The sequence below is a fragment of the Microbacterium esteraromaticum genome, from assembly GCF_017303215.1.
GTDB lineage: Bacteria > Actinomycetota > Actinomycetes > Actinomycetales > Microbacteriaceae > Microbacterium > Microbacterium esteraromaticum_C.
In genome coordinates this window covers 1,137,927-1,159,634 of the sequence record NZ_JAEMWU010000001.1, presented here as the reverse complement: position 1 = coordinate 1,159,634, position 21,708 = coordinate 1,137,927, and the positions used below count along the sequence as shown (strand labels likewise).

Here is a 21,708-nt window from a genome sequence, read left to right as displayed (position 1 = left end):
CCCCTAGCTGCTCCCGCGCAATGCGGGCCCCATGCCCCGGTGGTCCGCATCGGAGGCCCGATGCGTACCGTCACGGTACTTCGCAGCGTCTGGCAGCGGCACCCGCGTCGCCGCAAAATCGCACAACCTCAAGACGATCTTGCGCTGATCTTGAGGTTCGCGCGTGTGTCGTGACGAGAGTCAGTCGTCAGAGGTGTCGGCGACGATCGCGACCGTGATCGTGTCAGTGGCGGTCTGCTTGGCATACTCTTTCGACGTCGGCGTGGTCTGCACCAGGAAGTCGAACGTGATCTGCAGGGTCACGTGAGTGGCGACTTCGTCGACCGGGCCTACGTTGAACGTCTGGGAGTAGCTGTACGGGCTGAGCACGAGGTATCCCGGGGAAACCGTCGCAGCGTCGACTTGCGCCTCCAACGGAGCGAGATCGCCGGTGCTGGTGCCCGGGACGGCGATCATCGTGGCCCGCTGCAGATACACCTTCTGACCGTCATCGGGTGCCACGGTGGTCTCCAACGACAGGCTGAGGGGCTTCACGGTGGCAGCTGTCCATCTGTCCATCGAAAGCGTCGACCAGTACTCGATCGAGGCGGTGACGGCACCCGCAGTGAGCTCGCGGGCAGTACTCCCCGTCGATAGATCGTTGGAGACCGGGGCGGCAACCGTGGACGTGGGCGTGCCGCTGGGGCTCGCGCCCGGTTCTTCCCACGGCGCCGGTCCGCATGCCGTCGACATGGTCAAGCCGGCGAGACAGCAAGTCGCGATGATGGCTCGTACGCCTAGTCGACCCGGCATCTGCTTCCCTTCCTGTCGCCTATACCCTCGTGCGGCCAGACTATCGGCTAGTGCGGTCTACGACGAAAGTCGAATACGAACCTCACACCTTGCGCAGTTGCACGCTCTCGACGGCGTGGTCGGCGCCCTTGCGCAGCACGAGGGTGGCGCGGTGTTTGGTGGGCATGACGTTCTCGACGAGGTTGGGCATGTTGATCTCGTTCCAATACCCCAATGCCGTGGCGACGGCTTCGTCGTCGGTGAGGTGCGCGAACACGTTGAAGTACGACGAGGGGTTGCTGAAGGCCCCCTTGCGCAGCGCGAGGAACCGGTCGATGTACCAGCGCTCGATGTGTTCGGTGTCGGCGTCGACGAAGATCGAGAAGTCGAACAGATCACTGACGGCGGGATCGTGCGGCGCGGGCGGCGGTTGCAGCACGTTGAGACCTTCGACGATGACGACGTCGGGGCGACGCAGCACGACGTGTGCGTCGGGCACGATGTCGTAGCGCATGTGCGAGTAGAAGGGTGCGCGCACCTCGGGGGCGCCGCTCTTGACCTCGGTGAGGAACTGCAGCAGTGCACGTCGGTCGTAGGCCTCGGGGAAGCCCTTGCGGTCCATGATTCCGCGGCGTTCGAGCTCGGCGTTCGGGTACAGGAATCCATCGGTGGTGACGAGTTCGACGCGGGGGGTGCCGGGCCAGCGGCTCATCAGTTCACGCAGCAGGCGGGCGATGGTCGATTTGCCGACGGCGACCGATCCAGCGACGCCGACGACGAACGGCGTGGTGGTGTCCTCTTCTTGCAGGAAGGCGCTGGTTGCTGCGCCTAGTGCACGGGTCGAGCTGGCGTAGAGACTGAGCAGTCGACTGAGCGGCAGGTATACCTCGCGCACCTCGGTGAGGTCGAGGCGGTCACCGATTCCGCGCAATTCGACGATCTCGGTCTCGCTGAGCGGCTGGGTGAGCCCTGCGGCCAGGCGCGCCCAGTCAGCTCTGTCTATCTCGCGGTACGGAGACAGGGGCAGGGTCGGGTCTGCGGCGGTCACGCGCTCCATCGTAACGGCGGACGCGCGAGCGCCCGGCGAGTAGTCTCTTTCCGTGCGTTTGGGAATTCTCGACATCGGTTCGAACACTGTGCACCTGCTGGCGGCGGATGCCCGCCCAGGGGGCCGTCCGCAGGCGACGACGAGCGATCGCAGTGTCGTGCGTCTGATGCGGTTTCTGACTCCCGATGGGTCGATCAGCGAAGAGGGCGTGCAGGCGCTGGTGGCGGCGGTGCGTCGTGCCCGGCAGGTTGCCGAGCAGGAGCGCGTCGAGACGCTGCTGGCGACGGCGACGAGCGCGGTGCGTGAGGCGCGCAACGGCGAGGACGTGATCGCGCGCATCGAGGATGCCCTCGGCCAACCGCTGCAGGTGCTCACCGGCGTCCAAGAGGCCGAGCTGACGTTCCTGGCTGTGCGGCGCTGGTTCGGCTGGGATGCCGGGCGCATTCTGCTGCTCGACATCGGCGGTGGGTCGTTCGAGTTCGCCGCCGGCGGCGACGAGGTGCCTGAGGTGGCCGAGTCGGTTCCGCTGGGGGCAGGACGCATGACGGTGGAGTTCATGCCGCAGGATCCCCCGGGTGAGGATGCTGTCGAGCAGCTGCGTGCGCATGCACGCACTGTGTTGGCTCCGGTGGTGGCGAAGTTGAGAACGCTGGATGCTCCAGATCACCTGGTCGGTTCATCCAAGGCGATCCGGTCATTGGCGAACCTCGCGGGGCGCGAGGTGTCGGGTCTGGGGTTCGATCGCACGGTGATGTCGCGCTCGGCGCTGAAGTCGTGGATTCCACGGTTGGCCCGGCTTCCGGCATCCGCTCGCCAGGAGCTTCCGGGCATCACGCCCGACCGCACTTTTCAGATCGTCGCGGCGGCGGTGTGCCTGCACACCGCTATGAAGATGCTGAGCATCGACGAGCTGGAGGTGTCTCCGTGGGCGCTGCGCGAGGGTGTGCTGTTGCGTTACACAGAATCAATGCACCTCGACCGTCCATACTGAGGGCATGACTTCGACTGATTCCGATTTCGCCCTCGACGCAACGCCGCGTCGTCGGCGTCGCTGGCCGTGGGTGATCGTGTTCGTGCTGGTCGGCGCACTGCTGGCCGGCGCCGCGACCGCGGGCGTCTATCTCTGGAATCTGAACACGTCGTTCGAGAAGGCCGAGAAGCTGCCGGCGGCAGAAGTCTTCCCGACGGTGCGGCCGACAGCATCCAATCCCGAAGCGGTGAACATCCTGATGCTCGGGTCGGATTCGCGCAGCGGCCTGGAGGGCGATCTCGAGGGCATCCGCGGTCAACGCGCAGACTCGATCCTGCTCGTGCACATCCCCGCCGACAGGTCGGGGGCGCAGGTGATCTCGTTCATGCGCGACAACTGGGTCGAAATCCCCGGGCACGGCGAGCGCAAGCTCAATGCCGCACTGTCGCTGGGTGGCGTGCCCCTGTTGGTCGAAACGCTCGAGAGCATCATCGATGTACCGATCGATCATGTGGCGATCACGGACTTCGAAGGGTTCAAGGGACTGACCGAGGCGCTCGACGGGGTGTCCGTGAACAACTCGATCCCGTTCACGTCCGAAGGCTTCACCTACGAGCAGGGCGTGGTCGACGTGCGCGGCGACAAGGCCCTGGCGTTCGTGCGTGCCCGCTACCCGTTCACAGACGGCGACTACCAGCGCGTGCGCAACCAGCAGTCGTTCATCAAGGGTGTGCTCGACAAGATGCTCAGTCGCGAGACGTTGACCGACCCGGGTCGTATCGCCGCGTCGGTAGATGCGATGTCACCGTATTTGACGGTCGATTCCGGGCTCGATGTGGCCACGATCGGCTCACTCGGGTTCAGCCTGCGCGGTATCGATCAGGGCGACATCATCTTCATGACGTCGCCGACGCTGGGCACCGGCATGGTCGGCGATCAGTCGATCGTGCGACCGGACTGGGAGGGGCTCGCGGCCCTGTCGGAGGCGTTGAAGAACGACACCGTTCCCGAGTTCGCGGCGGCGGGCTGACCCTGCGCGTTAACAGTTGATCGCGGGCGCAATAGATTCGAAGCCCTGGGGTGTGCGCCCGCGATCGTGGCGCTGGGGACGCCGTTACTGGGGAGATGCCAGGATATTGCGCCCGTCATCGCCGACGGTACGTCCGAACGGCGAGACTGCGGTGGACTTTCGTCTACATGGACAGCTCGCGGGTTCAAGTGACGGGAAGGCGTGCGGCGACCCGCCACTGGTCGCCTTCGGGGCCGGTGGCAAAGTCTCCGCTGGCACCGATCACGCGTTCGGCCATGCGATTGAGTCCGGTTCCACTTGAGGGCACGTCGCGGCGGGGCGTGTCGGCGAGCGGGCTGAGCATGGTCAGTGCGACGGTGTCATCATCCGTCTCGACACGGATGACCACGTCACCGTGACCTGCGTACTTGAGGATGTTCGTGGTCGACTCACGGACGATGCGCGCGAGCACGATCTCGGCGATACGCGGAATGCGCTCGTCGTTGGTGTTCCCCTCGGTGATCACCCGGTAGCCCGCAGCTTCGATCTCAGTGGCGGCCTCGGTGATCGCCGTGGCTAGGTCTCCGGTGTGCGCGACGGTGGAACGCGGCCCGTCGTCCGCGAGGTCGATCACGAAGCGCAGGTCGGCCATCGCTTTGCGGGTGGCGATGCGGATCGCGTCCTGTGACCCCTTGAGAGCGCTCGGGTCGTCGAGCATCTGCACGTGCAGCGAGACGATGGTGAGGTGGTGGGCGATACTGTCGTGCAGTTCACCGGCGATCCACCGACGTTCGGCGAGCACGGCCTGTCGTTCTTGTTCGGCGCGTGCCGCCAGCTGCTGTTCCAGACTCTCACCGCGGGCAGATGCGAGTCGTAGTGCGAAGCCGATCGCGCCCGCGACGGCGGCCACGACCAGGTAGATGCCGATGTTCACCGATTGCCCATCACCGACGAAGGCGACCACGCCTGTGGCGATGAGGAAACCACCCGCGTATGACAGCACGAGCGCCGTGGCACCGAGGCGTAGCACCATTCCCGCGGCAATTGCGGCCGCGAACAGCACGGCCCCCTCTTTGCCCGCGCCGACGGAGAGGACGAAAACCAGGCCAAGGACAGCCGTGGCCGTGGCTGGCCACCAGAGATAGAGGATGAACACCGCTGTAGCGGTGACGCTCAACACCGGGCCAGCAATGCCGACTCCAGGGGTGAAGATCGCGTTGAAGATATCGAACGCCATCAGAACGCCCAGAAAGACGAGCATGACGATGCGCTCGACGGTGGTCAGACGCTCGCCGCGGTTCAATCGCAGGCGACCTTGATCATCGCGCGGCGACAGGCGAAGGGGCATCGCCCCAGTATCGCCCAAGGCTTTGCAGCCTTGGCGGATAGACTCAGCGGATAGCGCCAAACAGACGTGCAAGCTGCTCCCAGAAGGACATGGAATTCACCTCCACAAGTGAACATTTGGCTAGGTACGTATTGATCCTCTCGGTTGGGCCGAGAGAGCACATCTGCCTCGTGGCCATACTTGGTTGCCCAAACGTCTACATCTCTTCGGACCTTCTGGCGGCCCCATTAGGCTCGAGCCATGCCCGAGATCAGAGTCCTCATCGTCGACGATGACCCGCTGGTTCGCTCTGCCCTATCGCACTTCGTATCGCGCGATCCTGAGGTCGAGGTCATCGGTCAGGCCGACAACGGACGTGACGCGATCGCCTTCCTTGAACGGGATCTGCCCGACGTGGTGATGATGGACGTTCAGATGCCCGAGATGAACGGCATCGAGGCGACGGCCGCGATCGCGAAGCGCTGGCCCGATGTGCGCATTCTCGCGGTGACCACGCTCGATGGCAGCGACACGGTGCTACCGATGCTGAGCGCGGGGGCATCCGGATACATGCTCAAAGACTCCAGCGCCGAGAGCATCCTCGCTGGTGTGCGCGAGGTGCACAGCGGCGCCAGTTCGCTGTCGCCGCGCATCGCCGAGCTGCTGGTGCAGCATGTGCGCAGCACGGCGCCCGCGAGCGACGCGGGCGCGCTTGAGAAGTTGACCGAGCGCGAGACCGAGGTTCTGCAACGGCTGTCGCAGGGTATGTCGAACGCCGAGATGGCGCACTCGCTGATCGTGTCTGAGGGGACGGTCAAGGCACACCTGGGGCGCATCATGGCGAAGTGGCATGTGCGCGACCGCGTGCAGATCCTGGTAGTGGCTGCGCGCGCCGGCCTTATCGACTTCCGGTGAGTGCTGGGTAGCCTGTGTCCATGACCAACGCCGCCCGTTCTGCGCGACCTCCTCTGCGGCGCGCTGACCTTCGCCGTATGCGCGAAGCTCTTGACGACGCCGCGCCCGCGACGATTCTCACTGTCTGCACGGGGAACATCTGTCGCTCGCCGATGGGCGAGGTGCTGTTGCGCGCGTCACTGAGTGACGCTGGGGTGCGAGTGCACAGTGGGGGCACGCATGCATTGGTCGATCATGAGATGACCGAGCAGGCGCAGCAGCTTGCGGTGACGCATGGGGCGGATGCCACTGATTCGTCGGCCCATCGTGCGCGCCTGTTGACTGAGGCTCTGCTGAATGAGAGCGATCTGATTCTGGCGATGGCGCGCGAGCACCGGTCGCACATCGTGCAGATGGCGCCGGCGGTGCTGCATCGTACGTTCACGGTGCGCGAGTTCGCGCGCCTGGCGGCGACGCTCACCGACGACGACGTACGTGGCGGTGTGGCCGCGGCAGGATCGGATGCTGGCGCGCGCCTGCAGGCCCTGGCTCGTCTGGTCGGCGGCCAGCGCGGCATGGTGCCTGCGCAGCCGGATGAGGACGATGTGATCGACCCCTACCGCCGCTCACAGAACACCTATGACCTCTCGGCATCGCAGCTGGTTCCGGCTGTTGCAGAGGTCGAGCGCGTCGTGCGGGTGGCGCTGGGCTGACGGCCTCCGATTGGGAGACGCGCACCGATCTGGAGCGCCGCGACGCACCCACGCCGACAGAGTCCGTTGAGACCCGGATCATCCGCTACATTGATGCTCAACGGGCCGTCCTCCCGTGTCTACCCGAACTCGGAAGGTCTGAAAACCGTGCCCAAACGCGCCATCATCGCGGTGTCGACCACCGCCGCACTGATCGTTTCGCTTCTGGGTGCCCAGCCCGCCCTCGCGACCCCCACTGGCACCGCGCAGGGCGCACAGACGACGGCGACTGCGCTCCCGGGTCTGTTGTCAGTGCAGGCACCCGACACCACGCACTCGTATGACCGAGCGGCGTTCGAGCATTGGATCGATGCCGATGGTGACGGCTGCAACACTCGCTACGAGGTGCTGATCGACGAGAGCACCACCCCGGTGACGATCAGCGAGCGGTGCACGTTGACGGGTGGAACGTGGGTCTCACCCTACGACGGGTTGACGGCGTACTCACCGGCTGAGATCGAGATCGACCATGTGGTCGCTCTGGCTGAGGCTTGGCGTTCGGGTGCGTGGGCGTGGTCAGACCAGCAACGCGAAGACTTTGCGAACGATCTGGGTGTGGGGTACGCGCTCACAGCCGCGTCGACCTTGTCGAACCAGTCGAAGTCCGACAAGGACCCCGCGCGGTGGATGCCGACCAATGGAGCGTACGCGTGCGAGTACGTCACGTCATGGGCGCTGATGAAGTACCGCTGGTCGCTGACGGTAGATTCGGCCGAACTCGCGGCCCTGCAGACCACGTTGAGCGGCTCGTGCGGCGAAACCATCGTGGACCTGCCTCAGGTGATGCTCGCGTCCACCAGCCCAGAGCCAACACCGACACCGACACCGACCGTCGAGCCGACGGCAACGCCCACGCCGACGCCTGAGCCGACGCCAGCGCCTGAGCCCATCACGTTCCCCGCGGGCACGTCGCGGCTTGCCGGCGCCGATCGCTTCGACACCGCGATCGCCGTGTCGAAGAAGTACGCACCCGGTGTAGAGGCGGTGTTCGTCGCGACCGCGATGAACTTCCCCGATGCGCTGTCGGCGGCAGCTGCGGCGGCCTATCTCAACGGTCCCCTGCTGCTGACGCCTGCTTCGAGCATGCCGCTCAAGGTGCGAGACGAGATCAAGCGGTTGAAGCCGAAGAAGATCTACATCGCCGGTGGTTCGGCGGTCGTGAGCGAGAGCATCCGCAGATCGCTGAGCGCTATTGCGCCCGTTCAGCGGCTGGGAGGGGCGTCACGCTACGAGACCGGTCAGAAGATCGTCAAAAGCGTGTTCCCGTCGTCGTCACACGCGTTCATCGCGACCGGTCGCACCTTCCCTGACGCGCTGGCTGCGACCGGTGCTGCTGGGGCGAACGCCGCGCCGGTTGTTCTCGTCGACGGCGTGAGCAGGTCTGTGCCGGCCGCCACTCTCAACATGCTGGCGGGGCTGGGCGTGAAGTCGGTGACGATCGTCGGCGGCACGGGCGCCGTGTCGTCGAGCATCGAGTCGCAGCTACGCCAGCGATACAGCACGAGCCGCATCGGCGGCGCTGATCGCTACGCGACGGCGGCGAACATCAATAACGCGTTCTTCTCGGCTGGCACTGCACCTGCGGCATTCCTGGCCACAGGGCAGAACTTTCCCGACGCACTTGCCGGCGCTGCGCTGGCGGGGCGTCTGAAGAGCCCGGTGTACGTGACGACAGCTGCGTGCGTTCCCGAAGCGTCTCATCGCTCGCTCAAGACACTCTCTGCGCGCAGCACTGTGGCGCTGGGCGGCACGGCTGTCGTGAGCAACACGGCGCTCGGCAACACCGGATGCCTGAGCGCGTCGGCCCCGCGTATCTCGGGCTCGGCAACGGTGACATCGCGGCTGACTGCGTCGCCGGGCGCGTGGACGTCCGGCACTACGTTCCGTTACCAATGGCTGGCGAACGGAGCCGCCATCTCGGGTGCGACAGGCTCGACCCTGTCGGTGACAGCGGGCATGGCCGGCAAACGTCTGTCGGTGCGGGTGACCGGGTTGAACAGCGGCTACACGACGCGCACGATGACGTCGGCGTCGACCGCGGCGGTTGGATACCCGTCGCGCACAGTTCCGATCTCGGGCACGTGGAACTGCCCGTCGTGGGCCCCGATCAAAGGCAACGCAGATTCGATGATCTACCACGTGCCTGGGGGCCAGTACTACGCCCGCACCAACCCCGAGGAGTGCTTCCGCACCGAATCGGCGGCGGTCGCTGCAGGTTACCGCAAGTCACAGCGCTGATTGCGCAGGTGTAGGGGTCGAACGACCAGGGCTGGCCCCCGCCAGCGACTACGTACGCGGCCGCGCGACTCCAGAAGACAGCGCCCCCTGCTGGCGCACGATCCCGACAGAGGCAAGACGCACCCTTCTTCGGTGTGTGGATTGGAGGGGACTGCAGCAGTCCCCGGATCTGGTTGCTCGCAAGAGCGGGTATGCTACGGCGGTGGCACAACGACTTGGTGGCTTTTCGCTTGTATTGCTCGTCACGGCTGGACAATTCAAGCAGCATCCGGCGCTAGCTTGGCTACCGATCGACCTTACGTTGCTGAGCGCGGCGCTCGTCTGCGTCCTTTGCGCCGTCTCCGCGTTCGAGCTCGGCCGGCCCTCCCGAAAGATCGTCATTCCAGTGCTGATCTGGACGGCACTGCTACCAACCCTGGCGACCTATGCACCAACACTCTACGGCCAGTCGAAGGTTACGACGCTCTTCACCGTCACCCTCGTGCTTGCGATCGCACCGTTCTTCCTGCTTCGAACACAGCTGCAACGGCAGTCATTCCTGCAAGCGGTGATCGTGGCGGGATGCGTCGCTGCACTCGATGCGAGCCTCGGCGGGAGCGCAGTCGAGCTGTACGGCCGAGTATCTGCCGAGGGAACCGACACGATTGGAACGGCGCGCCTTGCCATGGCCGGAGCCATCGCGCTTTCCTTCGCGGCTATGGACCGAAGCCGCGGGCGCTCCCGTCGACTATTCGCTGTCGGCTTTGCGGTCGTGCTTGTGGCCGTCGCAGTGATGACCGGCAGTAGAGGTCCGGCTATCGCGGCGGCACTGTCGCTCGTCATCGCCGTCTCGATGGCACCGATGTTCGGGAGGCGACGGGTGCGAACGCTAGTAGGCGTCGGTGCACTCGGCGCAGTCACTGTACTAGTTGTCGCCAGCGAGGGCAACGCGGGTTTCAACCGCATACTCAGCTTTCTGAACGGCGAATCTGACACTTCATCGGGCGCTCGTACCCTGCTCTGGGAATCGGCGTGGCAAGGGTTGATACAGCATCCGTTGGGGCAGGGATGGGGGTCATTCGCTCCACTCGGCGGCGCCAACCTCTACCCGCATAATCTCCTGCTCGAGATTGGCTACGAACTAGGCGTAATCCCAGCTGCGGTGACGATCATCGTGATCGTGGCGGCAGTCGCCGCGGCCGCACGCCGCGCAACTGACGTATCCGAAACTGCGTTCTTCGCGCTCCTAATGTTCAGTATCTTCAATGCCATGGTGTCGTCGGACGTGAATGGCTCCCGGATGATGGTCGTGACCCTGTTCGCTGCATGGTCATTTAACGAAGCTCACCAGGTCGCGAGAACGATGGGCGCACGGACTCGCCTCGCCGGCCAACAACTACGTTGACTAAATTGAATCGTTGACGACCTCGAGCTACCCAAACGCCGCTACGACTCCACCTCCACCGTGTATTGCGCTCAGTACGCGAAGAAGGACTGGCACGGGCACCTCGGCGGCCGAGCCCACGCCGACGCGATGACGGACCGCATCGCTAACAACACCAGATGATGCGAGACCGGCGACGTCAACATGCGCGAACACACCGCCACGACCAGTTGAGCCATGCTGGTGAGCACTACTCCGACCGGGCGAAGGTCACCAGCGACATGCACTCGTACTCAACCTCAGTATCCGAGGCGTCCTGAAGTTCAATACCCGATGGCACCCAGAGGTTCGAGCGCTCACTTGACGGTTTGTCGGAAGTCAATGGGATCTCGGCTCGATGAGCGAGAGACGCGCCGAGCCAGCTCAACCGCGCTGCGGCTACCCGATCACGAAGCGCACACCCTGTGTATGGCAACTACAAGCGTGAAGCCTCCACGGGCAGGATCAGCGCACGAACGTATGATTCCGGCTCCCGTCCCGTAGTGGCGCCACAACCATCAGGTGGCTCCAAGCGTGCGAGCTTCGATCGTTTGATCGTACTTCCGCGTCGCTCGAAGGATCAATGCCAGAAGCACACCGTAAGTCGCCAGATATGTGAGAGTAAGCGCCACGACGCACCAAACCATTTCCAGCCCCGAGATTGCGCACACGACGACTGCTCCCGAGGTGAGCACCGCACGTGTGATGTCCCAAACGAGCTGCGTGGTCTGATATTCGAGTAGCACCAGCGCGCGGGAGACGGGCACCACAACGAACTGGGCTAGATAGGCTGCGACGATGATCTGCGCGTAGCCCCCCGCCTCCGCCCAGTTCGCGCCGAAAATGAAGCCATAGAGTGCTGGGCCCAGCACGGCGACCGCCAGCGTCGGCAGGATCCCAATGAGCAGGTGCTGCCGCACGAGTCGCAGCACACTGCGGGTCAAAGTCCCCTCACCACCGCGCAATCGGCTGGAGAATGAGCCTTCGAAGTACTGACTTCCAGCATCGACAATGATCGTGATAGGGGCTGCTATCACTCGCACCGTCAGGGCGAACAGCCCAGCCTCGAGTGAGCCGTATAGCGCGATAAGTAAGATCGTTGGGAGCTGAAGCCCGACCGAGTTTACAGCTCGGGACCAGGTGTTCACCAGTGGGAACCGGCGGTAGCGTCGAAGGACCGGCCAGAGCCGAGCTCGCGTGCCATCGGCCTTGTTCGTGGCGCGACGACGCCCACCAACCCCGAGCCCGACCAGTCCCGCGATGCGCCCGACAGCAACGCTCACGAGAAGGCCAAGAGGCACGATTCCGGCGAGCCCCAACACGACACTCGTCGCGGCCTGGCTCAGACCCTGAGTAGCATTGCGAAACGCAAGAGCCGTGTAGTTCTGGGCACGGACCATGGTCGATGAGACGAGGGCATACGCACCAATAGCCGCCACAGTCACCGGCGCAAGCCACCAGTAGTCCTCAAACACTCGAGAACCAAGGATCTCAGAGAATAGCGATCGGCCGATGTATGCGATCGCTGCGAGCGCGCTGCCGACGCCGAGCAGGCTGATCCAGCCGAGTCGCACCAATGCCCGCGCCGTCGCCCCGTCCGGAGGCAGCACTACGGCACGCTCCCAGCCGAGGGTGATGATTGCTCCGAGCACCGCACAGACCGCCGTGATTAGAGCGAGGGCTCCGAAGTCCTCCGGTGAGTAGATGCGGGTCAGAAGTGGCGAGACCCCGAATACCGCGCCTTGTCCGATCGCACTTCCTATGAGAATGCGGGCAACCGGGGCACGCAGCCTACGCGCCATCGCTGACACGGCTGTCACAGCTGGGCGATCCTACTGTAAGTGTCGCGCAGCACCTGAGCCTCGCTCGCCCAGTTCAACTGCTCAATGGCAAGCCGACGGGCGTTCCGCGAGTGACAAGCCAGCAGTTGGGGATCATCCGCGTAGCGTCGAATGGCCTCGGCGATCTTGGCTGGCGATGAAGGATCGACCAGTATCCCGCACTCGTGTTGCGTGACGATATCTCGCCAAAGCGGAAAATCGGAGGCCACTACCGGCACGCCTGCGGCGAAGTACTCGAACATCTTGGTCGGGAGCGAATCGCGATATGCCGGGGTATCTTGAAGCACAACGAGCCCGACCCGCGCATTGAGAAGCAGATCCCGTGCCTCCAGGGGCGGGATCTGCCCAAGAAAGTCTGTGTGTTCAGCCCCTTGATGTACTTCGAGCTCGGCCTGAAGTTGGGCAGGGATCGCACCAGCGAGGGTGAGACGCCAGCCTTCCGGAAAGGTTGGTTCAGTCGCCGCGGCGACCATAACCTCGGCACCGCGCCCACTGCTTATTCCCCCGACATAAACGACAGCCTTCATTCGGTCAGTCACCTCTGGGGCCACAGATTCCTCGACCCGAAGGGGCGGATAGTTGCGCACGAGGCTGGTCTTTCGACTCGGGAATCGCTTAGCGATCACGTCGGTCGCGACGACAATATGTGAGCTAAGGCATGCCGTCGCGATCACGACATGCGCCGCCGCGACGATGAATGGGCGTGCGAGCGCGTTCACGTACGGTTTACTCACGACCTGAACCGGAAGGTCTTCGTGCGCATCATAGATAACCTTCTTACGCAGAGCCCTTAGTAATGGGACAGCCCAGACGAGTTCTGGGTCGTGCAGGTGAAAGATGTCTGCGCCTGTCCTGAGCGCAATCCATATCGCTCGCGGCGAAGACAGCAGCAAACGCTTCACGCGCGGAAGGCGCGGGATCTCGATTACCTCTACCTGATCACGCAATCCATCCACAACGCTCTCGACCGCGACTAGTGTGACGTCGAAACCAGCACCCACAAGGCTCGCACATTCGCGATAGTGAATTCTGTTATCTGTCCAGGGGTGCACGGAGCTAACATGGACTACGCGGGGCCGATGATGCTGAGTCACTGCTGTACCTTGTTGGAGTTATCGATCGCTTCCCCCGTGAGTGCACTTAGACCTTCCGAGAGCTTGTCCGCCAGAGCAGCGTATGTGTAGTGCTCGAGCAGGTGTGTGCGGCCCTTCCGCCCAAGTGCGACACGCTCCTCCTGTGACATCGACACAATCGCGAGCATGGCGTCCGAAATTGCCTCCACGTTCTCTGCCGGAACCACTCGTCCGGCCCCAGAGTCGGAGATCGGGTTATGTTGCGCGTTCGTGGCGAAAACGATTGGGCGCGAGGCGAGGAGGTAGTCAAAGAGCTTGTTCGGGCTGATCCCAAAGTCGTATACTCGGTGGTCGTGCAACGAGTGCACAAGGCAGTCTGCTTCGCCCGCCCGGGAGACAACGTCCTTCCGCGCGATGCGCGGCTCGAAGTGAATGCGATCTGCAACGCTGCTCGCAGCGGACTGTCGCTCAAACTCACTTTTCTTCGGCCCATCGCCGATCAGGCGGAAGGTAAGACGTAGATCGGGTCGTGCTTCGCAGACACGCTCGAAAGCTGAAACGAGATGTTCGACGGCCATGGCATTGCCAAACGAGCCAAGATACATGAATACAAACTCATCCCGGTCCTCTCGGTCCCGTGGTGCTGGCAGATCCGCCGCCTCAGCACCGTTGGATACCCAGAGGAAAGGCTTGCCCTGCACACCTAGTGCCGACACATAGTCAGCAACACCGGGCAATGGGGACAGCACCATATCGGCTTTCCTAATCAGATAGCTCATGAGTCTGCGCATGGCGCGAGCCGGGAGCGAGTCCTCATCAAGCTGGCCAAGATGTACCAGCGCATCTGGCCAGACGTCGCGGATCTCGAAGACAAAGGGCACCTTGTACGTTCGAGCGAGTCGGTACGCCGACCACGCTGCCAAAGGGTGGACGGTACTACCGATCACCAAGGATGGCGCGGTAATGCCGCGCCTGTTCCATGGCAGAAGCAGTTGGAGGCCGAAGACAGCCATGTTCAGCATTCGACCGAGCCCGTTCCCCTCGTACCCTGGCGTGCGGAGCATTAGATGCCGCACTCCGTCCTCTTCAGCAGAAACGCGCATAGTCATGCCCCGAAGGTGCTGCCGTCCCACAGGGTGACCAGTGCTTGCGAGATACAGAATCGGTTCCCACGCTTGACGCGCAAGGTGGGATGCGAGCGCTTGGTGGCGCCCTGCCCACCCGTCCTTGGACTCGAGTGCGGCGTAATGATTGATGATCCAGATACACTGCTTGGCGCTCATACGTCTCTCCCGCGCATCGGCCTGGCTGGAACGCCCGCGACTGTCCACCCGAACCGCGTATCCTTCGTGACACAAGCACCAGCGCCCACTGTCGTGCCAGCCGCGATCGTCAAGCCTTGCAACACCATCGACCCCGCGCCCAGCAGTGTGTTCTCCCGCACCCGCACGTTGCCTGAGACTATCGCCCCGGGGTTGACTGACACGCAGTTTTCAAGCTCTGCGTCGTGGCCGATGATGCACGCGGGGTTCAGATGCACATGATCGCCCAGTGTGACGTTGGTGGAAACTTGAACCCCTGCACAGATTACAACTCCTGCACCGATCGTTGCCTGCGAACCGATAACAGCCTGCGGATGAATGACTGTGATGGGGTGTAGCCCGGCTTCAAGCAGGCGATCTGCCACCGCCCCGCGTACGCGAGGATTACCGATCGCCACAATAAAGCGGCTGCCAGTTGGTGCATAAGGAAGCCACTGTTCCTCGGTTCCAAGGTAGGCAATACCTCGTGCCGACAACTGCTGAAGGTCGGCCTCACGTGGATTGGCGTCCACGATACCCAGTAGCGCGATACCGCCTCCCCCTGAGATCACAGCCTCGACAACGTCGACGGTCTCTCGGCCGAATCCCCCGGCCCCGACGACTACTACCTGCTCAGTCAACCCGCGTTCCCCTCGAACTTCGACATCGTGGCCTGCCCCTCGGCCGAGACACCCTCGCGCGACACAACTGACTTCACAGTGTCGAACAGTATTCGTGCGTCAAGGGCGAAGCTTCGGCTGTCGACGTACCGCACGTCAAGCACGAACTTGTCTTCCCAAGTGAGGGCATTCCGTCCACTCGCTTGCGCGAGCCCGGTGATACCCGAACGCACCTCGTGGCGCCTCGCTTGTTCCGGGCTATATAGCGGCAGGTACGACGTGAGCAACGGCCGGGGCCCGACGACGCTCATGTCCCCGCGCAGCACATTCCACAGCGAGGGAAGCTCATCGAGGCTGGTTGACCGGAGCGCTTTACCAAAGCGCGTCAGACGTTGCTCATCAGTCACCAAGCCTTTTGCCTCGTCCAGGTCACGCATTGAACGAAACTTGCGGAGCGTGAAGATACGTTCGTCTTTGCCAGGGCGCTCCTGCGAAAACAACACTGGGCGTCCGAGATTTGCGGCGACAAGCGCCGCAACAATCAGCATGATCGGCGACAGCACGATCAGTGCCACGGTGGCACTGACAGCATCAAGGACACGCTTCAGCGCGTCATAAGGGCGAGAACGATCTGCCACGTCACCGCCCCGCCAAGAAGTCATCGAGCTTGCCGACGACACGAGCGCGTTGCTCCCGCGTCAGTGCAGACCCGCTGGGCAACGTCAGGCCACGCTCAAACAGCTTCCTAGACGCGCCGTTGATCTCACCGCGATGCCCCACGAAGACCGGCTGCATGTGCATCGGCTTCCACATTGGTCGGCTCTCGATGTTGTCCTCAGCCAGCGCAGCCGATAGGTCTGAAGGCCGCCAGCCCGCGACATCCCCCTCGACCAGAATCGACGTCAGCCACACGTTGTCGGCTTCATCGCCCTTGGCGCCGAAGACCTCGACGCCATCGACACCAGCGAACATCTGCTTGTAAAGCTCGCGTATCTCACGCCGCCGAGCGATCATCTCATCGAGTCGCGACAGTTGAGCCCTGCCGAGCGCCGCGAGCAGATTGCTCATGCGGTAGTTGTACCCGACGTCGGTGTGCTCATAGTGCACGACCGGCTGACGCGCCTGCGTTGCGAGGTAGCGCACGTGATGTGCGAAGTCCGTGTCGTCGGTCAGCAGCATGCCGCCACCCGACGTTGTCATGATCTTGTTGCCGTTGAACGAGACGATCGAGGCCCGTCCAAAACTGCCCGCTGCCTTACCCTGGTGCGTCGCCCCCAGCGACTCGGCCGCATCAGCCAACACAGGCACGCCGAACTCGTCAGCGATCGCCAAAATACTCGTGTAGTCGACCGCCTTGCCGAGTAGGTCGACGGGCACGATCGCAGCGACTCGCTCACCCGTTGCGCGCAACTTCGTCAACGCCACACGCAGCAACGCTGGATCCATGTTCCCTGTCGAGAGGTCCGCATCGATGAAGTAGGGTTCGGCACCCGTGTACACGATCGCGTTCGTGGTCGCGGCGAACGTCATGGTCGACGTCAATACGACATCTCCCGGGCCGACACCCAAGGTCAGCAAGCCTAGGTGCAGCGCCGCGGTACCCGAGCTCAGTGCGACGCCGTGTGCCACTCCCACACGTTCGGCCAGCTCGCATTCGAAGGCGTCGACGTCGGGCCCCAGCGGCGCAATCCACCCAGACCGCATCGCAGCGACGACCGCCTGCTCTTCAAGTTCGCCAACGTCGGGCGACGACATGTAGATCCGTTCAGCCATTCGAACGCACCGTCTCGATGCTCAGCATCTCGATCAGTGAGGTGTCATTGTCACGGGGCTCAGCCCTCATACGTGCCTTCCAACCTGCTTTGTCGAGTCGTTCAGGACTGATCGAATCCGCCCGGGTGTGCGAGACCTGCGGGTGAAACGGTCGCTCCAGGTTCTCACGCGATCCCACCAACTCCTCGTGTAGCTTTTCGCCCGAGCGCAGCCCCGTGAACACAATCTCGATTTTCTTGCCCGACATTGCGATCATGCGCTTGGCCACCTCAAGAATCGACACCGGCTCGCCCATGTCGAGAATCAGCACCTCACCAGGACGCCCGATGCCGCCAGCTTGAATCACCAGCTGGCATGCCTCGGGAATCGTCATGAAGAACCGCGTCGCATCGGGGTGGGTCACCGTCAACGGCTTGCCCTCACGGATCAGCGCCTGAAACGTCGGTAGCATCGACCCGCGACTGCCGATGACGTTGCCGAATCGCACCGACACGTAGTTCATGCCGCTCTGCTCGGCCGCCCACGCGGTGAGCTTCTCGGCCACCCTCTTAGAGTGCCCCAGCACACTGGTCGGGTTCGCGGCTTTGTCAGTCGAGATGTTGACAAAGTGCTCAACACCAACCGCCATCGCCGCCGCCAGCACGTTGCGTGTGCCGAGCACATTCGTCTTCCATGCCTCATCGGGATACTGCTCGAGCATCGGCAGGTGCTTGAGCGCCGCCGCATGAAAGACGACCTCGGGCCGCCGCTTCTCGAAGAGGCTCGTGATGACCTCCTCCTCCCGGATGTTCGCCAACACCACCTCGTCGGTGTGCAGCAACCCATGCCCCGACGTACCCAGTTGGGCGAGCTGCAGACCCGTCTCGTCGCGGTCGAGCATGATCAGCTCGGCCGGGCCAAACTTCGACAGTTGCCGGCACAGCTCCGAGCCAATCGAGCCGCCAGCACCGGTCACCAATACACGCTTTCCCGTGATGTACCCGGCGATCAACTCGACGTTCGTGTCGACCGGGTGACGCCCGATCAGGTCTTCGATGCTGATATCTCGCACATCAGTCGGTGACAGCTCGCCCGAAGCGAGCGCGTTCAGTGACGGCGTGATCGCAACGCGCGCGCCCGCCTTGACGGCGCGGTCGCTGATCGAGCGAAGCAGTACGCTGTCGGCCTGGCCAATTGCGATGACCAGCATTTTCGCGCCGGTACGTGCGATCGCTTCCTCGATCTGGGACGTGCGCCCGACGACCGGAACACCACGCAGCACCAGGTTGCGTTTAGCCTCGTCGTCATCGACCAGCCCGATAGGCCGGATCGGCGATGTCGGATCGGTGGTGATGTTGTGCAGCAGTTTGTCGGCGATGTACCCCGCCCCCACAATCAGCGCGGGCTCGGCGTCGTTGCCTGGCTTGCGTGAACGATCGATCATCAGACGCGCCATGTAGCGCACGCCGAACATCAACAGCAGCACAATCGGCGCCGCCAAGAACATCGTGCCGCGCGGCACGCCGGTCTGCACCCCGAACATAATCACGAGCAGGCCCAGGACGAAGGTGTTGCTCAGCACGATCAGGCCGAGAAGCAGCACCTCATCGAACGACCCATAGGTGTGCCGGCCACGGTACAGCTTCGTGGCGTAGCCAGCCGCAACCTGTAGCGCCCCTGCGACGAGCGCGAGCACGATCGTCGCGGCCCAACCGTGCGGTGGCATCGCAAGCTCGAACCGCAGCATCACCGCGAGCAGCACACCGAGCACCCACGCGGCGCCGTCCACGATCGCAGCCATAACGCGACGACGACGGCGCCCCACCCTCACGTGCAATGGAACAGTGATCTCTCCGGTCGCTGGCGCGACAACATCAGCCCCCCGTGGCACCATCCGGTCGTCCCTCCGCATAACCTAACGCCGCGTACATATTCTCACATGAAACTCTAAGTTTCGGCCACTATACGCCAGCGCCCGCCTCAGATGGATCCGTCGGTTCCACCGGGGCCGGAATCGGTTCGACCGGTGTATCGTCGGGCTCAGGATCGGGCTCCACCGGGTCGGGCGAGACTTCCGGTTGCGGCTGCTGTTCTTGCTGGCGCTGACGTTCCTCTTCTTCGCGCCGCTCCTGCTCTGCCCGCACCCGGTCGGCATACACCTGACTCTCGACCAGAGCGACGACGGCCTCGCGATACGGCACGAGCACCGCTGTGCCGTGCGCCTCGAGCAGGTCTGCACGCGCCACCGCCTGCCCCGCCGCGACCACGGCTGCGGCTAACTCGGGCTCGGCGTCGGGATTCTGCTCGACCACGGTCTGCGCCAGCCCGGGGAACGTCGCGGTGAACACCGCCAACTCGGCTTCAAACTGCGCCGTCCGCGCATCGACCGCCATGCGCGTCTCGCGCAGCGCCGCCGTCGCCCGGTCGATCTGCGCCAGCTGCTGCTGCGCCGCATCGATCGCCGCAGCCACCTCATCAAGCGAGTCCGCGTCGATATCGGCCCGGGCGTACTCCGCCGGAACCTCGGACAACTCAACCGCCGCCAGATCCGTGCGGTACGACTCGACCGCCGCCAGAACCGCATCAAGCGCGGCCGGGTCAGCGATCGCGATCACACCGGCATCCTCGGGCGCCTCGGTCCATCCCGGCGGAATGTCCGCCGGGTCGGTCGCCTCACGCACCTGCTGCAGCTCGGCCGGTAGCGCGGCCGCGGCAGCATCCGCCTCGGAGATCGACTCGGCGAGCCGGGCGTGCGCCGACTGGAGTCCCGCCATCGCACTGTCGATCGTCTTCTCATCGGCTGCCAGCGCGCTCAGCGCCTCATCGGCAGGGCTGGCCGTCGCCAGTTGCACTCCCCCGATCGCTCCCGTCACGACGAGAGCAGCCACCGCGAGCCCACCCGCCGCGACGCTGATCGCGTCGAACCGGCGTCGCCGACGCCCGTCTGGGCGCGACACCGGCGGCACCTCGCCGAGCGGGCGCGCATCGGCGACAGCGCCGTCGACCATCGCCACCAGCGCAGGCCGAGCGGATGCCCGTTGCGTGCGGTCAAGATCAGCACGCCGATCACCGAGCATGGCATCGAGTCGTCGCACCGTGTGGTGGTCATCGACCACAGGCGCCGCCATCTGGCGCGGGCCGTCGGGAAAGAGATCGTCAAGAGTCGTCATCGGTGTGTGCTCATCGGTGGTCCTCATCGCGAATTCTGGTGTCGACATCGACACCCAGTAGCCTCTGAGGATACTCGGGGAACAGCCCCGTGGCCCGCCGACCGGGAGCACGATGGACCTGCGCGATTACATCCGCGTTCTGCGACGACACCTCGTCGTCGTGATCGCGGCGACCCTGATCGGTCTGAGTGCCGGCACGCTCGCAGCTCTGCTCACCCCACAACGCTACGAAGCCTCGACGCAGTTGATGGTCGCCGTCGACACCGGCGACAGCGCCACATCGTGGGAGATGAACCAGGCGAACAGCTACGCCCAGCAGGTCGTCGAAAGCTACCGCCGTGTAGTGACCAGCTCGCTCGTGCTGCAACCCGTGGTCGACGACGTCGGCCTCGACTTCACCACTCAGCAACTGGCATCCAAGGTCGATGTCGGCGTCGCCACCCGCGGCGTGATCCTCACCGTCACCGTCACCGACGCCAACCCCGGCCAAGCCGCGCGCATCGCCAACGCCATCGGCGACAGCTTCTCGACCGTGATCACCGATCGCGTCGAACAGCGCGACGGCGCTGCCTACAGCATCCGCATCGTCCCGCTGCAAACCGCGACCGTGCCCACCACGCCCGCCGCACCCAACGTGCCGATGTACATCGCCCTCGGCACACTGCTCGGCCTGGGCGCCGGCATCGGCATCGCCCTGCTGCGCGGCACGCTCGACCGTCGTATCCGCCGCATCGAAGACGTCGACAAGGCGATCGGCCCCGTGCTGGGCGGCATCGCTCTCGACCCGAAGGCGGCCGCACGCCCGCTGATCATGGCCAATGCCCCGCGCGACCCGCGCGCCGAGGCCTACCGCAGCCTGCGCACCAACGTGCGATTCCTCTTTCCGATCGACGAGACCGGCGTCTTCGTCGTCACCAGCGCCGGCCCCGCCGAAGGCAAGTCGACCACCGCCGCGAACCTGGCCATCGCCCTCGGCGAAGCCGGCTACCGCGTCGCGCTCGTCGACGCCGACCTGCGCAAGCCCCGCGTCGCGGGACTGCTCGGCATCGAAGGCGCGATCGGCCTGACCGACGTGCTCATCGGCCGTGTCGCCGTGAACGACGTGATCCAGCGGTGGGGACGCGGCACATTCTTCGCCCTGCCCGCCGGCACGGTGCCACCGAACCCCGCCGAGCTGCTCGGCTCCGACGCGATGCGCACCCTGATCGATGACCTCAAGGCGGCCTTCGACGTCGTCATCATCGACGCACCGCCCGTGCTGCCCGTCACCGACGCCGCGGTGCTCTCGCGCCTGACCACCGGAGTGATTCTCGTTGTCGCGGCCGACGTGACGAGCGGCGACCACCTCGCCGCCGCCGCCGACCGCATCACCGCGGCCGACGGCCGTGTGCTCGGAGCCGTCGTCACCATGCTGCCCATCCGCGGCGCCGACAAGACCGCCTACGGCACCTACGGGTACGGCGCACTCGCCAAGTCCTGAGCGCCCAGGGCGTCCGGCCCGGTGTGTGAGAATCGACAGATTGACCTAAACGAGGGGGAG

At 64.3% G+C, this 21,708-nt stretch carries 18 protein-coding genes; 7 read left to right on the top strand and 11 right to left on the bottom strand.

The window, feature by feature from the left end:
* Positions 1-180: 180 nt before the first annotated feature.
* Complete coding sequence (locus JF543_RS05265) at positions 181-732, bottom strand: hypothetical protein (RefSeq protein ID WP_179411609.1); 552 nt, start codon at positions 730-732, stop codon at positions 181-183.
* A 142-nt stretch (positions 733-874) separates the two neighbouring features.
* Positions 875-1,828 (bottom strand): type I pantothenate kinase, encoded by a 954-nt coding sequence (gene coaA, locus JF543_RS05260; protein WP_179411610.1) that lies wholly within the window; start codon positions 1,826-1,828, stop codon positions 875-877.
* Between the two features lie 43 nt (positions 1,829-1,871).
* Between coaA and JF543_RS05255 the strand changes: the two genes are divergently transcribed.
* Together JF543_RS05255 and JF543_RS05250 are read left to right on the top strand one after the other, a co-directional pair.
* Entirely contained in the window at positions 1,872-2,810 is a 939-nt protein-coding gene (locus JF543_RS05255; RefSeq protein WP_179411611.1) for a Ppx/GppA phosphatase family protein, read from the top strand.
* 4 nt (positions 2,811-2,814) lie between these two features.
* Positions 2,815-3,819 (top strand): LCP family protein, encoded by a 1,005-nt coding sequence (locus JF543_RS05250; protein ID WP_206820925.1) that lies wholly within the window; start codon positions 2,815-2,817, stop codon positions 3,817-3,819.
* 184 nt (positions 3,820-4,003) lie between these two features.
* Here JF543_RS05250 and JF543_RS05245 read toward each other — a convergent pair whose 3' ends face one another.
* Entirely contained in the window at positions 4,004-5,146 is a 1,143-nt protein-coding gene (locus JF543_RS05245; protein WP_242519399.1) for a sensor histidine kinase, read from the bottom strand.
* 240 nt (positions 5,147-5,386) lie between these two features.
* Here JF543_RS05245 and JF543_RS05240 point away from each other — a divergent pair, with 240 nt between their 5' ends.
* The 4 genes from JF543_RS05240 to JF543_RS14610 all read left to right on the top strand — a co-directional run bounded on the left by JF543_RS05240 (position 5,387) and on the right by JF543_RS14610 (position 10,393).
* Positions 5,387-6,040, top strand: a complete 654-nt coding sequence (locus JF543_RS05240) for a response regulator (protein WP_206822984.1) — start codon at positions 5,387-5,389, stop codon at positions 6,038-6,040.
* Positions 6,041-6,060: 20 nt separating this feature from the next.
* Complete coding sequence (locus tag JF543_RS05235) at positions 6,061-6,732, top strand: low molecular weight phosphatase family protein (protein ID WP_347401101.1); 672 nt, start codon at positions 6,061-6,063, stop codon at positions 6,730-6,732.
* Between the two features lie 147 nt (positions 6,733-6,879).
* Positions 6,880-9,009: a cell wall-binding repeat-containing protein gene (locus tag JF543_RS05230; RefSeq protein WP_206822981.1), complete on the top strand. Its 2,130-nt coding sequence runs from the start codon at positions 6,880-6,882 to the stop codon at positions 9,007-9,009.
* 202 nt (positions 9,010-9,211) lie between these two features.
* Complete coding sequence (locus tag JF543_RS14610; protein WP_206822977.1) at positions 9,212-10,393, top strand: O-antigen ligase family protein; 1,182 nt, start codon at positions 9,212-9,214, stop codon at positions 10,391-10,393.
* Between the two features lie 536 nt (positions 10,394-10,929).
* Here the strand turns inward: JF543_RS14610 and JF543_RS05220 are convergent.
* The 8 genes from JF543_RS05220 to JF543_RS05185 form a co-directional block, all read right to left on the bottom strand.
* Entirely contained in the window at positions 10,930-12,213 is a 1,284-nt protein-coding gene (locus JF543_RS05220; RefSeq protein ID WP_242519573.1) for a lipopolysaccharide biosynthesis protein, read from the bottom strand.
* A gap of 14 nt (positions 12,214-12,227) precedes the next feature.
* Positions 12,228-13,304, bottom strand: a complete 1,077-nt coding sequence (locus JF543_RS14605) for a glycosyltransferase (protein WP_206822973.1) — start codon at positions 13,302-13,304, stop codon at positions 12,228-12,230.
* A gap of 38 nt (positions 13,305-13,342) precedes the next feature.
* The gene (locus tag JF543_RS05210; protein ID WP_206822972.1) at positions 13,343-14,608 is read right to left on the bottom strand and encodes a glycosyltransferase family 4 protein; all 1,266 of its coding nucleotides are present in this window, start codon (positions 14,606-14,608) and stop codon (positions 13,343-13,345) included.
* Positions 14,605-15,267 (bottom strand): NeuD/PglB/VioB family sugar acetyltransferase, encoded by a 663-nt coding sequence (locus JF543_RS05205; RefSeq protein WP_206822970.1) that lies wholly within the window; start codon positions 15,265-15,267, stop codon positions 14,605-14,607. The genes JF543_RS05210 and JF543_RS05205 overlap by 4 nt, the downstream gene beginning before the upstream one ends.
* Positions 15,264-15,884, bottom strand: a complete 621-nt coding sequence (locus tag JF543_RS05200) for a sugar transferase (RefSeq protein WP_347401100.1) — start codon at positions 15,882-15,884, stop codon at positions 15,264-15,266. Before JF543_RS05200 ends, JF543_RS05205 begins: the two co-directional genes overlap by 4 nt.
* 1 nt (position 15,885) lies before the next feature.
* Positions 15,886-17,019, bottom strand: a complete 1,134-nt coding sequence (locus JF543_RS05195) for a DegT/DnrJ/EryC1/StrS family aminotransferase (RefSeq protein WP_206822967.1) — start codon at positions 17,017-17,019, stop codon at positions 15,886-15,888.
* A complete protein-coding gene (locus JF543_RS05190; protein WP_206822964.1) occupies positions 17,012-18,799 on the bottom strand; it encodes a polysaccharide biosynthesis protein in 1,788 nt (595 codons plus the stop codon). Before JF543_RS05190 ends, JF543_RS05195 begins: the two co-directional genes overlap by 8 nt.
* A gap of 160 nt (positions 18,800-18,959) precedes the next feature.
* Complete coding sequence (locus tag JF543_RS05185) at positions 18,960-20,195, bottom strand: hypothetical protein (RefSeq protein WP_206822963.1); 1,236 nt, start codon at positions 20,193-20,195, stop codon at positions 18,960-18,962.
* An 85-nt stretch (positions 20,196-20,280) separates the two neighbouring features.
* On the opposite strand from JF543_RS05185, the gene JF543_RS05180 reads away from it, so the two are divergent.
* Complete coding sequence (locus JF543_RS05180; protein ID WP_206822962.1) at positions 20,281-21,648, top strand: polysaccharide biosynthesis tyrosine autokinase; 1,368 nt, start codon at positions 20,281-20,283, stop codon at positions 21,646-21,648.
* Positions 21,649-21,708: the final 60 nt, after the last annotated feature.